Below are 14,145 nucleotides of genomic sequence, written 5' to 3' on the forward strand. Positions count from 1 at the left end.
GTTCGGGAATTTTCATGACAACACAGCATCGGCGTTTGAGAACCGGCCAGCCAATCTGGTTGGGTAAACCCGCAACAGGCGTGAAATTTGATGCTTTAATGGATGATATCAGTATCGATATCGCCGTTATCGGTGCGGGGATAAGCGGTGCACTTATAGCCGAGAATCTTACGGAGGCTGGCTATAGTGTGGCAATTTTCGATCGTCGCAAACCAGTGATGGGTTCGACACCGGCGAGCACAGCCTTGTTACAATTCGAGATTGATATGCCGTTGCATAAATTGGCAAAGCGCATCGGCCTAAACAACGCCGAACGCGCATGGCGATGCTCGAAACTGGCGGTCGATGCGATGCGAGAGCGAACTCGAAATTTGGGCATTTCGTGTGAAATGAAGAATAGGGATTCGCTTTACATCGCTGGTGATGTGCTGGATGCGAAGGGGCTGCATCGGGAATTTCTTGCCCGCCAGCGAGCAGGTATTGAGACGACATTCCTCTCCCAAGCTGACCTTCAGACAAGATTTGGAATAGACCGTGAGGCAGCACTTATGAGCTTTGATAATATCGAGGCTAACCCCCGTAAGCTTGCCCTTGGCTACTTGAAAAAGGCAATTGATAGGGGAGCTCACATTTATGCTCCTGTTGAAGTGGCAAATGTTGAGCCAAGATCGCGCGATGTTCTGGCGACAACCGTTGAAGGTCGGAAAATCCGCTGCAAATATCTTGTATCAGCGACCGGCTATGAACTACCCGCGCACATACCAAAAAAAGGACACCGTATTATTTCGACATGGGCACTTGCGACTGTGCCGCAACCTGAAAGGCTATGGCCAGAACGCTGCCTCATTTGGGAGGCTTCCGATCCCTATCTTTACATGCGGACGACGCAGGACGGACGAATTATAGTTGGGGGTGAAGATGAGGAATTCGAAGACGAGAGAAAACGTGATGCCAAGCTCTCATCCAAAACTCATACTCTATTGACTAAACTCAAAAAGATGTTCCCCAAATCAATAGCCGAAGCCGATTACGCTTGGACAGGAAGTTTTGGCTCAAGCACTACCGGATTGCCCTTTATTGGCGCAATTCCCGGAATGGATCGATGCTATGCAGTTCTCGGATATGGCGGTAACGGCATCACATTTTCCATGGTTGCATCACAGGTCATCCGCGGGCTGATAAGCGGAGATGGTCACCCCGACGAAGATGTCTTTGCATTCAAATAAGACTATTCCACACGATAGCCGACCTCTTCGGCTGCGTGCCTAAGGGTTAACCAGAAGGAACGCGCAAAAGAGCGGAAAACGTAAAGATCAAAACTATTTTCGTCTATACGTTGGATCAGAGTATGAATGTCGTGATGTAATGTTGCCCGGCCGGTTCCGACAGGAAAAGCATGTTCGGAGAAATCCAGTGCAAACAGCTTGGCTAGCACCCATTCCACGCGCGATCCGCTTATACGAATAACCGTACGCCCATGCGTTAACGCAACGATTGTTCCAAGATCGGTCGAAATGGCAGCGCGCAATCGCTGCTCAAGATCTGGAGTTGCTCCCGTAACCATGAAACGTCCTGGCGCAAAACCAAAAACAGATTTTTCGCCAGCAACCCGGCCATGCCCGGGCTTATTTTGAACGATAACACCGGTCGCACTGCCAATTGCCGTTAAAACCGTTGGAATGGTGTTGTTCCAGGCGGTCACCTGAATGAGAGAAATGTTGGTCCGCTCATGCAATGTTATGCCAACGCCGCCAGCAGCATTGCCATGATCTCCCGGGATAAACGTGACCCCAAGCGGTGATTGAAGATCAACCATGCATCCGGCTCCCATCCTTGTCGAACATGTGGTGGCTCACGATCTCGACCGCGCCGTGCTTGTCGCGCAGGAGATCGGTAGCGAAGGCTCGTTTTCCGATCATCGATGTTCCATGTTTGACCAGTGCTAATGCGATGTATTTGCCCAACGCCGGCGAATAACACGCAGCCGTTACGTGACCGAAGCTGTCGGCGGGTTCGCGGGGCGTCTTATCTGACACAATGTGACTACCCCCGTTGATTGATTGATTATCGAGCGAAATAAGACCGACAAGTGATAACCGATGCTCGTCTTTCAGGCCGGGTCGATTAATCATGGCCGAGCCAATATAGGTTTTTTTCTTTGAGAGCATCCAGCCAAGATGAAGATCATGTGCTGTGGTTCGCCCATCAATCTCCGCGCCCGTCACGTGACCCTTTTCGATACGCAATGTTCCAAGTGCTTCCAATCCATAGGGGACAATGTCGAATTGTTTACCCGCAGCTATAAGCGCCTCCCAAATACGCGTTCCATGCCCAGCGCCAGAATAGACTTCGTAAGCCAGTTCCCCAGAGAACGACAGACGGCAGATCATCACCGGAATATCGGCAATGCGACCATGAACAATACCCATAAATGGCAAGGCCGTATTGTCCACTTTGGTTCCGGCAACGCATGTTTCGAGCACGGAACGCGATTTGGGGCCTGAAATAGCGGCTCCAGCCCAAACGTCGGTTACGGATGTGAGATGGACACGCAGTTCCGGCCATACGCAGTCGAGATAATATTCCAGATGTTGCATGACCGGACCGGCATTGGCCGTCGTGGTTGTCATCAAAAATTGGGTTTCGCCAAGACGCCATGTGGTGCCGTCATCAAAAACGATACCATCCTCACGCAGCATGAGACCGTAGCGCGCCTTTCCGACAGGAAGCGTCGAGAACATATTGGTATAAACACGGTCGAGAAATTCCGCCGCGTCGGGCCCCTGAATATCGATCTTGCCCAATGTAGATACATCGACAATGCCAACGCCCTCACGCACGGCGCGGGCTTCGCGCGTATATGCCTGCTCAATGGTTTCGCCGTGGCTACCATAGATCATGGGACGATGCCAAAGGCCGGCTTCGTAGGTCTTGGCGCCATTCGAGATGTGCCAATCATGCATTGGAGTCAGCCGATGGGGGCGCAGATCACCATAGCGCTCTCCAGCGATGGCGCCCATGGACACAGGCGTAAATGGCGCACGAAATCTCGTAGTGCCAGCATCAGGAATTGAGATGCCGCGAATGTCGGCCATGATGGCAAGGCCGGGGACATTTGAAGTCTTGCCCTGATCTGTTGCCATGCCAAGAGTGGTATAGCGTTTGAGATGCTCGACCGAATGAAAACCTTCGCGATAGGCGAGGCGAATATCACTTGCGGTTACGTCATGCTGAAAATCGACAAAAGCTTTCTGCGATTTTCCGGCTGGTTCGATCTCAAAGACTGGTGCAGGAGAACTATCCAGCATGGGTGCCTCCACACTCGGCAGAACAAGTCTGCTTTTGGCCGAGCCCTTGGTGGCCGCATCTGAAAGAACGCTGATTGTATCCATGTAGCCAGCAGCTGACCCGGTGACGACCCAGTTCTGGTTGGGTTCTGGCGCGAGGAAAGCTTGTAAATCCTCATCCCACTCGGGTTTTCCACCGGCTTGGCTAGCAAGGTGAATGACCGGCGACCACCCACCGGATACACCCAGACAGTCAGTTTTTATCTCCCGTGGAGCACCAGATATCCGTCCTGTCGTCATATTGAAATGCTGGACAGTTATAGCGCTTAAGGATTTTCCAGCATGGGTGCCGGTGACGGCCGATCCGAGTAGCAATTCAGCACCGAGAATATTGGCAATATCCCTGCAAGCGCCAGATATGTCGGGACGGACGTCGACAATAGTGGTTACTGCAATGCCAGCCAGTGACAATGTTCGCGCTGCGTCATAGGCGCTGTCATTATTGGTGAAGAAGGCAACGTTCTTTCCCGCCGCCACGCCATACTCGACAGCAAAGCGGCGTACAGCGTCGGCCAGCATGACTCCGGGACAATCATTGCCGGGGAAAACGATTGGACGTTCAAACGCGCCTGTTGCGAGAATGGTTTTACCCGCGCGAATTACCCAATGACGTTGGCGCGGTTGTCCCTTGGTTCGGTTTGGCTTGTGATCAGAAACGCGCTGGACAGCTGTTAAAACGTTTCCGTCATAATATCCCCAGACAGAGGTGCGGGTCAGAAAGCGAACGTTCGGGAGAGTTGCAAGGGCCTCGGCTTTTTCGCGTGCCCAAACTGCCGGATTACGTCCGTCAATAATTTCGCCGGAAGCTAATAGAGAGCCACCAGCGACAGGTCGCTCTTCCGCAATAATAACCCGTGCTCCGGTTGCGGCTGCGGCTTCAGCGGCGATAAGGCCTGCGGGGCCGCTCCCTACTACAAGCACATCGCAAAATGCATTCATTCGCTCGTAGCGGTCTGGATCAGCGGCGATGCCTGCTTTTCCAAGCCCCGCCGCGCGCCGGATAAACCGTTCGCAAAACATCCAGAAGCGAGTGCTTTTCAACGGGCCAATCGCCGGGCCCATAAAGGTTTTATAGTAGAAACCTGCTGAGAGAAGCGAGCCTGCCAGCTGGTTGACGGCCATCAGATCATGTTCAAGCGACGGAAAACGGTTCTGGCTTTGAACGGCAAGGCCATCAAAAATTTCCAGCTCGGTGGCTCGCACATTCGGCTCGCGAACATCGCCTGAAATGATTGTGACCAGCGCATTAGGTTCATCACTGCCTGCTGCAAGTAAGCCGCGCGGACGATGATATTTGAAAGAGCGTCCAAAAAGCGTGACGCCATTGGCAAGCAATGCCGAAGCGAGTGTGTCACCTGGATGGCCGCTATAGGCCCTGCCGTCGAATGTAAATCCAAAGGATTTAGCGCGCTCAATCTGCCCGCCATTTGGAAGTCGCGAACTTGTCATCACTGATCTCCCGCGTGTTTACTGTCGCGAGCAAAGCCAACCGATGAAATCGAATGGGTCGACATATCGCGGGTAACGACCAGATGCTGACGGCAACCGCCCGTATGCAGCCAGAATTCGCGATGGGATTTTGCGGGATTGGAACGATCGTAAATATAAGCATTCCATAGGTTTTGGTCTGTCGAACTTGGATCAGGCCTCTTGCGGGTCGCGTCGCCCTGATAGGTAAACTCAATAACGTCGCGCGGACCACAATAGGGGCATTTGATAATCATTGTTTCATGTCCGATAAGCGAATCGCTGGAGTTATTATTATGATGGTGGCGTGAATCGCGTACAAACAGAAGACAGGATATGTAGGCTTTTGCAAAGACGCGAACCGCGGTTTTAACAATATGCTATTGTCAGCCGGGTACAATCATCAGTATAGCGGCGATGACTGTCATGGAACCGACCCCGTTTTTCTTGATCACGCCTTGATTGTGCCGAGAAGAGGGGGCAAGTCGACAATGAAACTCCCCTGCATGGATTTGAACCTGTGATTTCTTCATTTCGGCAAATTATTCTCGCCTTCGCAATGCTTCTGGCCGTCGCCTTACAAACACATTCGACGTGGGCCCAGACTGCTGAGCAGCCAGTCGCCGCTGCTAGTTCTGGCATTGTTGCCGAACAGCGTCCCCTCATCGATGATCTAAAAAAGCAGATCTCCGGTTATCAGCAGAAGTTCAAGGACAAAGCAGATGCAGATGCTGCACTGGCCGATCTACGTCTTGACTTGGAAGCGACGGCAAAAAAGCTTCTCGAGATCGGCGTATCATTTCGTCCTCGATTGACTGAAATCAACTCGCGTTTGGAACAATTGGGTCAGCCTCCCGCACAAGGGCAACCGGCCGAGGCGCAGATTGTCACTGACGAGCGGACAAGACTGACAACCGAAAAAGCGGAAATCAATGCTGTTCTTGGAGAAACCGAGGATCAGTTGATCGCCGTTAACAAAATGGTTGATGCTATCAGCGATGCCAGGCGGGAGCTGTTTGCGAACACACTGTCTCAACGCGTCGATATAAATTATTCGCTGGGGAGCGAAGTGGCGGAAGCTTACGGCCGCGAACTGCAAACGATGAACCAGCGCATATCATCATGGTGGCGCTTTGTTATCGCATTCAAATGGCAATCCATGCTGGCGGCGGCAGGAATGGCTGCCGTAACAGCATTGGTGCTGTTGATTGGCGGGCAGCGAGTCTTGGGTCATCTTTATTTGCGCGATGCAACGGTTGAGGCTCCCTCATATCTTAGCCGGTTGGCAGTGGCATTCTGGTCAACCCTTATGCGCTCGCTCACCGTTGTGGTTTTCCTTGCCACCACCTATTTCTTTCTCGACTATTTCAATGTCCTCAGAGAAGATATTGCTTCTCTTTTCTACACTTTATTCAGCGTTATCGGGATCGTCTATTTTGTTCACGCCTTGGCCCAGGCGGTTATCTGTCCGGGCGCGCCCAATTGGCGGCTTGTGCGGGTTGCTCCTCGGCCCGGTCGCATATTGATGGTTCTCATTACGGCAACCGCCACCATCACGGGCTTGGATTATCTGGCGGACACAATTAACCAGATCGCAACATCGCCTTTGTCACTGACAGTGGCCAAAAGCCTCTTTGCCACAATATTGGTTGGTCTTCTCATCTTTTCGATCGCCTTGCTAAAACCGCTGGAAGATCAGGAAACGGGTAAGGTCAAGCCATGGCCCAAGACGATAAGCTACTCTCTATACATTATCGCATTATTGCCGGTTGTTGCTGCCCTGCTTGGTTATATCGGGCTTGCGCGTTTTGTTTCGCAGCAAGTCGTTATAAATGGTGCAGTTGTTGTTACAATGTATCTCGGCTTTCTGACCGCTCGGGCCGTGTCAGACGAAAATGCTCTATCAAGCACAGTGTTTGGTAGGGCTATTCAAACCCGTTTTGGTATGGATGAAACAACGCTGGACCAGCTTGGGCTTGCAGCCAGTATTGTTATTTATGTGTTTGTCCTCCTGTTGGGCATACCGGTTATATTGCTGTTGTGGGGCTTCCAGTGGAGCGAAATGACGGCCTGGTTCCTCAATGTCGCCACTGGCTTTCAGATCGGATCAGTCAACATCTCGCTTGTGGCGATTGCCATAGGCATTTTGCTGTTTGCAATGTTCTATGCCTTCACGCGTTGGTTTCAGGGATGGCTCGATACAAAAGTCATGGCGCGTGGCAAGCTCGATTCCGGCGTGCGCAATTCCATCCGCACCGCAGTTGGTTATCTGGGCCTGGGTATAGCAGGTGTAATTGGTATTTCAGCCGCTGGTATCAATCTATCAAGTCTCGCTCTGGTTGCTGGTGGTCTATCACTGGGTATCGGTTTTGGTATGCAGGCGATCGTGTCCAACTTCGTTTCCGGTCTTATCCTTCTGGCCGAGCGTCCGTTCAAAGTAGGAGACTGGATCGAAACGGCCGGCGTTGGCGGTATTGTGAAGAAGATCAGCGTGCGCGCAACCGAGGTGGAAACCTTCCAGCGCCAGTCAATAATTATCCCGAACTCTTCGTTTATTAACGGCAATGTCGGCAACTGGACCCATCGCAACAAATTGGGCCGTGTCGAAATTTCGGTTGGCGTTTCCTACAAGTCGGACCCTAAACGCGTTTATGATGTGTTGATGGAAATCGCACGGGCACAACCTCTCGTGCTCAAAAACCCCGAACCGTTCGTAGCCTTCAAGGCATTAACACCTTCTACGATGGATTTTGAACTGCGCGTTCATCTTGCCGATCTGTCAAACTCCGGCACCGTTCAGAACGATATCCGGTTCGCGATGATTGATCGTTTTGCCGAGGAGGGGATAGAAATTCCCTACCCGGCACGAGACGTGAAGCTTAATCTGGAAGAGGCAGATGTTCTGATTGAAGCATTGACCAGCAGGATCAAGGCCGAGATCACGTCTGAGGGCAAGAAGCCGAAACCCAAACCTGTTTAGACCTTGGCAGAATGAAGGCAAAATAACGGAGTGTTCAGTTGCCGTTCAGTTTGTTGCCGCTATAACTGTTTGTGAAAGAGTAAGTTTGACTCTTGGTAACAGGGACGGTGGTAACACTGGAATGGATATGAACAAGGTTGCTATTGCTATTCTTATGAGTGCCATCTCTGCCGGGTCGGCTTTTGCCGCCAGTATCACAAATGGCGATTCATCTGCTCAGACAATTGTTGTCACGGAAGGTTCGAGCAAGACCGAGCTTCAGGTGGGAGCTGGCGAGACTGTCGATTTTTGCAGCAATGGTTGCTTTGTTACATTTTCCAATGGCGACCGTGAGGCATTGACCGGCGGTGAAACCGTCGAGATCAAAGGCGGCAAAGCCACCATCAAGTAGATTCTACAAATCAGATAACTATTTTATAGGCCGGCTGAGTCCTTCAGCCGGTTTTTTTAATTGTTGATTTACTGTCGCTATTACTTTCCCCGAAGAACTCGCCCCTGCTAGATAAGTTCATTGTTCATTTTATCTTTTACGGTAAGCACTGCACCAATGAATAATGTAAATGTCCCGCACGTGCAGGACTCCAGGGATTTGTCGTGATAGATTCTCCTTCGAGTAACAAAGTTTTGGACTTGGTCGTAGACCTTGATGGCACGCTGATAGCGACCGATCTTCTTTGGGAAAGTGTGTTTCAGTTACTGAAGAAGAATATGCTCTACGTTTTTCTTTTGCCGGTTTGGTTACTCAAAGGGAAAGCAAATCTAAAACATCAGATATCGCAGCGCGTTACTATTGATCCCTCAACATTGCCTTATCGATCTGAGTTTGTTGAATATCTAAGGCAGGAACGCGATCAAGGCCGCAGACTGGTGCTCGCCACCGGTTCGGCACGCAGCTTCGCAGACAGTATCGCCGGGCATCTTGGGATATTCGATGCGGTTTATGCGACCGATGAAAACCGCAACCTGACGGCACACAAAGCAGCGTTTTTGTTGGAAACCTACGATAATGTGAAGTTCGCTTATGCCGGAAACAGTCGTGCTGACCTGCCGGTGTTCGATGCAGCGAGCGAGGTCATCGTGGTCGCCCCGGATCGGGCAGCACGCAAATGGCAACAAATGCATTCTACCCGGGTCTTCGAAGCACCCAAAACCAACTTCAAAACATTCCTGAAGATGCTTCGGGTCCACCAATGGATGAAGAACACGCTGATATTTGTTCCGGCCATTTTAGACCATATGTTGATGGAATGGCAGGTAATCGTAAATTCCATCTTTGCGTTCTTTGCGTTTTCCGCTGCAGCCTCGGCAATCTACATTATCAATGACTTGTTCGATCTTCCGCTTGACCGACAGCATGCCCGCAAGAAGAACCGTGCTTTCGCCAGCGGTGCTTTTTCTATTCGTTTCGGCCTTGTTGTTGCTGCGTCGCTTCTCCTGATAGCGGGTCTGCTCGCATCGCAACTGCACTGGACTTTTGGTGCCGTGCTAGCAGGTTATCTGATCACGACCACGGCCTATTCAATCTCAATAAAACGAATGTTGCTGGTGGATGTTTTTACCCTCGCAGGGCTATATACTTTGCGTATTCTTGCGGGTGCAGCGGCCAATCAGACTGAAGGCTCGTTCTGGTTGTTGGCATTTTCATCATTCTTCTTTTTGTCGCTGGCACTGGTGAAGCGATATGTGGAACTAAAAAATTCTGTCGTTGAGGAAAATAATCGCATTGCGGGCAGGGGATACCGGCGCGCTGATCGTGAAGTTATTGCTCAATGCGGAATCGCTTCGGCATTCGCTGCGGCCCTCGTTCTGGCGCTGTATGTGGACAGTGACGCCGTCGTAAGTCTTTACGCTTATCCATGGATGATCTGGCCGCTGTGCCCAATCGTACTCTACCTCAACATTCGCATCTGGATATTGGCATATAGAGGTGAAATGCATGACGACCCGGTTGTGTTTATCATATCGGATTGGCGCAGCCAGGTTGTAATAGCTATCGGAGCTGCTCTCCTTCTTTATGGCGGTATGCGCTCGTGACTGGAAATTATAACAGTTTTGGGTTGATCGACAGACGTCAACGTGTGGCTATTCCGCTTGAGCAAGCTCGAGAGCTTTTTGAAAACCAGCGTTATGACCCGGGCGGTTTTCTGGCGTTTGGCAATGGAAAGTCTTACGGCGACTCCTGCCATAATGATCAAGGAACGCTGATCGATATGCGTGGCAGCGATCAACTCATTGAGTTTGACGCCAACACTGGTCGTCTGACGGCGCAAGCCGGAATAATGCTTTCCAGCATCATAACCATCGGAGCAAAGCACGGTTATTTCCTGCCGGTTACGCCGGGCACGCGCTTTGTAACATTGGGCGGTGCGATAGCCAACGACGTCCACGGCAAAAATCATCACCGGCGTGGAACATTTGGCTGTCATGTTGAGCGCTTTGAGCTTCTCAGGTCAGATGGTTCCACGATCACATGCTCGCCCGAAACGAATTCCCGGCTTTTCGAGGCCACAATCGGTGGTCTGGGTCTGACTGGCGTCATTCTTGCTGCGACGGTTCAGCTTATGAAGGTCGGGTCTCTGGATGTCCTTGAGCGTATCCGCCCCTTTAGGAGTTTGGGAGAGTATTTCAGCCTTGCCGTTCAGGCCGATGCGGACAATGAATATTCTGTAGCCTGGGTTGATCAGCTGGCCTCTGGTGCTGATGCTGGCAGAGGCGTACTCATAAGTGGTAATCATGCTGACAATGGCAATTTCGCGGTGAGTACAAAACCCGGCCGGTTGAATGTACCATTCGACCTCCCGATTTCCGCGTTGAATTACCCCAGCCTAAAGCTGTTCAATGCCGCTTATTATAATCTGAAGGGCCGTCAACAGAAGTCACATCTGAGCGGTTATCAAAACTTCTTTTATCCGCTTGATCAGGTTTTAAATTGGAACAGGCTGTACGGCAAAGCCGGTCTCTTTCAGCATCAAAGTGTCATTCCTGAAGCCGCGGCACCATCCGTAATACCAAACATGCTAAAAGCCACGCGCGATGCCGGGCAAAGCTCTTTTCTCACGGTGTTGAAAAGGTTCGGTGATATTCAATCCCCTGGAATCCTTTCCTTTCCTCAAGCGGGCTACACTCTCACCGTGGATTTCCCCAATCGCGGTCGCCGCACGCTTGGCTTGCTGGCTGAACTTGACCGGATGACAATTGCCAGTGGGGGGCGGGTCAATCCTTATAAGGACCAACGAATGAGCGCTGCGGTTTTCAAAGCCGGCTTTCCGCGCTGGAAGGAACTTGATCAGGAGCGGGACCCAGAAATCAATTCGAACTTTTGGCAGCGAACTGCCTTGGCTGGAGCAATGTGATGAAAGCATCAAACTTTAACAATGTGCTTGGTGTGTTCTCAAGACAGGATTGTTATCGATCGGAGGACATAAGGGGACATTTCAATGACTAAGTATATCCCGTTCATTCTGTTTACGGTGATGACAAACGCGGCTGCCCAGGTCCTGCTAAAATATGGAATGATAAGCTTGGGACCAATCAGCTTCAGTACCGACACAATTATCCAACGCGTCTTTCAGATTGTATTCAATCCGTGGGTATTTGCCGGGCTTTTCATGTTTGTCATTTCCATGGCGTCCCATCTCTTTGTGCTTTCAAAGGTTGATCTTTCCTACGCTTATCCATTTCTAAGCCTTGCTTACGTCGTCGTGGCGGTCATCGCCTGGGCGTTGTTCAAGGAAGAGCTTGGAGCATACAAGCTTGCGGGAATTGCATTTATTATGGTGGGCACAATCCTTATCGCACAAGGCGGTCACGATAGCGGATCGGCACCGGATGCTGAGAAATCGTCAACGCTAAACACACCATCATAAGTGGAACCGAGGCATGAGACATATTATTTTTGGTGGTGACGGGTTTGTCGGGCGGCATCTCGCACCAAAGCTTGCGGCAGAAGGCGAAGAGGTGCTTGTCGCCGATATCGTTAAGAGCAGTCTGCCACATTATGGCGACGTCCAGTTCGTGCAATGCGATGTCACAGACACCAGTGCAATTGCCAACGTCGGAATTAAAGCTGATGACATGGTGTACAACCTGTCAGCGAAAATGCTGTCGCCGTTACAGGTCAGGGCAAAGCGACATGATTTCTTTTTCCCTGTAAACTATTACGGGACCGAAAATATCATCAAGGCTTTGGATAAGGCTGGCGCCAACAAGCTGGTGCACTACACGACGGATATGATTTACGGCCATACATATGTTTGGCCACAAACCGAGGAACATCCGGCTGCTCCACTTGGCGAATACGGATTGTCAAAGTGGAAGACAGAGGAGCTGGCGACCGAGTGGCGCAAGCGTGGGATGAACATCTCCTTGTTTCGGCCCCGCTTGATTATCGGTCCCGGGCGGCTTGGTATCCTGGAAAAGCTCTTCAAGCTGGTGGATTACAATCTGCCTGTTCCAATGATCGGTTCTGGCAAAAACCCTTATCAGTTCATTTCCGTGTTTGATTGCGCGGATGCGGCCTATGCAGGTTGGAAGGCAGGTGTTCCAAACGAAGCTTATAATCTTGGTTCACTCAACCCGCCACCGGTTCGCAAGCTTCTGGGCGATCTTGTGAGGTTCGCTGATTCTAAATCATTGCTTGTGCCGACACCGGCTTGGGCGGTGAAACGCACGCTGGATTTTTTCGACATGATCAACATGCCCATCATGGATCCCGAGCAATATCTGATCGCTGATGAAATGTGCGTGCTTGATGTTTCGAAGGCGGAAAGACAATTGGGTTGGATTCCAAAGCATCGGGACGAGGACATGCTGATTGCGGCCTATAAAGAATACCGGCTGGTCAAAGAAGGCAAAGCGCCAATGGCAGCGCATTAACGGGGAATGGCGATGAGTAACGTTCAAGAAATGACAAAAGCCGATACGTCGGTTATCCGGCCGAACCTGTTGTCAGTCGATGATGCCAAGGCAATGACTTTGCCACGCATGACAGAAATCTTCACAAAGCATCTCAATCCGGGACAACTTCACTTCATGAAGTTGCTTGGCTTTCACAAGATCAAGATCGAACGAGCTGAGGGGATGTATTATTACGATCAGAACGGGCGAGCGATCCTCGATTTCTTCGGAGGATTCGGATCGCTTGCATTCGGTCACAACCACCCGAAGATCGTGGAAGCACGCAAAAAATTTCAAGATGAGAAGCGGCAGGAAATTGCAATCGCCTTCATGTCGCAATATGCCAGCGCGCTCGCTCATAATCTGGCAGCATGTTCGCCTGGCGATCTGGATATGGTATTTCTGGGCTCGTCTGGCTCTGAAGCGATGGAAGCGGCCATCAAGGTTGCCGAGCGTGCGGCAGGCCCAAAGAAACCCAAGATTGTTTATGCCGAAAACTCGTTTCACGGCAAGACCAAGGGCGTCCTGTCTATTACGGACGGTTCGCTTTACCGTGGCGAATTCAAGCTGGTTGACAATACGATCCGCGTGCCCTTCGGCGATATCAATGCCGTAGAAAATGCTTTCAAGTCGGATCCAGAGATTGGCGTCATTGTTCTGGAGACGATTCAGGGCGGCGGCGGCATTATTCAGGCTCCGAACGAATATTGGCAAAAACTACGAGCGCTTTGCGATCAATATGGCGTACTTTGGGTTGCCGACGAAGTTCAGTGTGGTTTTGGCCGATCCGGCAAATTCTATGCTTTTGAACATGCCGGCGTGGTTCCGGATGTCACCGCATTGGCCAAGTCGCTGGGTGGAGGCAAAGCGGCGGTCGGGGCGATGATCGCCCGGCGCGATGTCTATATGAAAGCCTATGGCACGCCGAAGACCGCTATGATCCATGCCATGGCCACTTTCGGAGGTATCGGGGAAGCATGCGTAACTTCGATCGAAGCGATAAATATTCTCTACGATGATAATCTGATCGCCAATTCAGCAGCGACGGGCGCTTATCTCCTGAGTAAGCTTGAAGAGTTGAAAGCAAAGCATCCAGCTATGATCAAGGATGTGCGCGGCAAGGGCCTTATGGTTGGCCTGGAGTTCCATGACTTCTCCAAAACCGTTCCCATGGTGTTACGCCCGGTATTGGCCGTACTCGATGATAAGCTTAAAGGTTCGCTTCCTGGCTTTATCGGAAGTCATTTACTGCGCGACCATGGCGTGCTGGTTGCCTTCACCGAGTACAATCGCAATGTTGTCCGACTGGAACCTCCATTGATCTGTGAGCGCGAACATGTCGATGAGTTCATCAAGGCGTTGGATGAGGTTCTTTCGCGTGGGATTGTGCGGATTGTGAAGGATTTCGTGAAAGCCCAAGTGAAATAGCCGCCGCGATAATTCTTTTAGGGAAGC

General features: G+C 51.1%; 11 protein-coding genes. 8 read left to right on the forward strand and 3 right to left on the reverse strand.

Annotated features, from left to right (window positions below):
• Positions 1-14: 14 nt before the first annotated feature.
• Complete coding sequence (locus tag V9K92_RS17875) at positions 15-1,226, forward strand: NAD(P)/FAD-dependent oxidoreductase (protein ID WP_307286020.1); 1,212 nt, start codon at positions 15-17, stop codon at positions 1,224-1,226.
• 2 nt (positions 1,227-1,228) lie between these two features.
• Here V9K92_RS17875 and V9K92_RS17880 read toward each other — a convergent pair whose 3' ends face one another.
• Genes V9K92_RS17880 through V9K92_RS17890 form a run of 3 tightly spaced genes read right to left on the reverse strand, consistent with a single transcriptional unit; the run spans position 1,229 to position 5,071 of the window.
• Complete coding sequence (locus V9K92_RS17880) at positions 1,229-1,816, reverse strand: sarcosine oxidase subunit gamma (protein WP_337354555.1); 588 nt, start codon at positions 1,814-1,816, stop codon at positions 1,229-1,231.
• Positions 1,809-4,796, reverse strand: coding sequence for a sarcosine oxidase subunit alpha family protein (locus tag V9K92_RS17885; RefSeq protein WP_337354556.1), 2,988 nt, complete (start codon positions 4,794-4,796; stop codon positions 1,809-1,811). The genes V9K92_RS17880 and V9K92_RS17885 overlap by 8 nt, the downstream gene beginning before the upstream one ends.
• Positions 4,796-5,071 carry a sarcosine oxidase subunit delta gene (locus tag V9K92_RS17890; RefSeq protein ID WP_115052637.1) on the reverse strand — a complete coding sequence of 92 codons (276 nt, stop codon included), beginning with the start codon at positions 5,069-5,071 and terminating at the stop codon, positions 4,796-4,798. Before V9K92_RS17890 ends, V9K92_RS17885 begins: the two co-directional genes overlap by 1 nt.
• Before the next feature lie 263 nt (positions 5,072-5,334).
• Between V9K92_RS17890 and V9K92_RS17895 the strand changes: the two genes are divergently transcribed.
• From V9K92_RS17895 to V9K92_RS17925, 7 genes are all read left to right on the forward strand, one after another.
• The gene (locus V9K92_RS17895) at positions 5,335-7,794 is read left to right on the forward strand and encodes a mechanosensitive ion channel family protein (RefSeq protein WP_337354557.1); all 2,460 of its coding nucleotides are present in this window, start codon (positions 5,335-5,337) and stop codon (positions 7,792-7,794) included.
• A gap of 127 nt (positions 7,795-7,921) precedes the next feature.
• Positions 7,922-8,185: a hypothetical protein gene (locus V9K92_RS17900; RefSeq protein ID WP_115052638.1), complete on the forward strand. Its 264-nt coding sequence runs from the start codon at positions 7,922-7,924 to the stop codon at positions 8,183-8,185.
• A 206-nt stretch (positions 8,186-8,391) separates the two neighbouring features.
• Positions 8,392-9,828: a UbiA family prenyltransferase gene (locus V9K92_RS17905; protein ID WP_443094481.1), complete on the forward strand. Its 1,437-nt coding sequence runs from the start codon at positions 8,392-8,394 to the stop codon at positions 9,826-9,828.
• Complete coding sequence (locus V9K92_RS17910) at positions 9,825-11,147, forward strand: FAD-binding oxidoreductase (protein WP_337354559.1); 1,323 nt, start codon at positions 9,825-9,827, stop codon at positions 11,145-11,147. The genes V9K92_RS17905 and V9K92_RS17910 overlap by 4 nt, the downstream gene beginning before the upstream one ends.
• An 84-nt stretch (positions 11,148-11,231) precedes the next feature.
• Positions 11,232-11,660, forward strand: coding sequence for an EamA family transporter (locus tag V9K92_RS17915; RefSeq protein ID WP_337354560.1), 429 nt, complete (start codon positions 11,232-11,234; stop codon positions 11,658-11,660).
• A 13-nt stretch (positions 11,661-11,673) separates the two neighbouring features.
• The gene (locus V9K92_RS17920) at positions 11,674-12,669 is read left to right on the forward strand and encodes an NAD-dependent epimerase/dehydratase family protein (RefSeq protein ID WP_337354561.1); all 996 of its coding nucleotides are present in this window, start codon (positions 11,674-11,676) and stop codon (positions 12,667-12,669) included.
• 12 nt (positions 12,670-12,681) lie between these two features.
• Positions 12,682-14,118, forward strand: coding sequence for an aspartate aminotransferase family protein (locus V9K92_RS17925; protein ID WP_336439832.1), 1,437 nt, complete (start codon positions 12,682-12,684; stop codon positions 14,116-14,118).
• Positions 14,119-14,145 lie beyond the last annotated feature (27 nt).

This window comes from Phyllobacterium sp. CCNWLW109 (genome assembly GCF_037203905.1).
In the GTDB taxonomy this organism is placed as follows: Bacteria; Pseudomonadota; Alphaproteobacteria; order Rhizobiales; family Rhizobiaceae; genus Phyllobacterium; species Phyllobacterium ifriqiyense.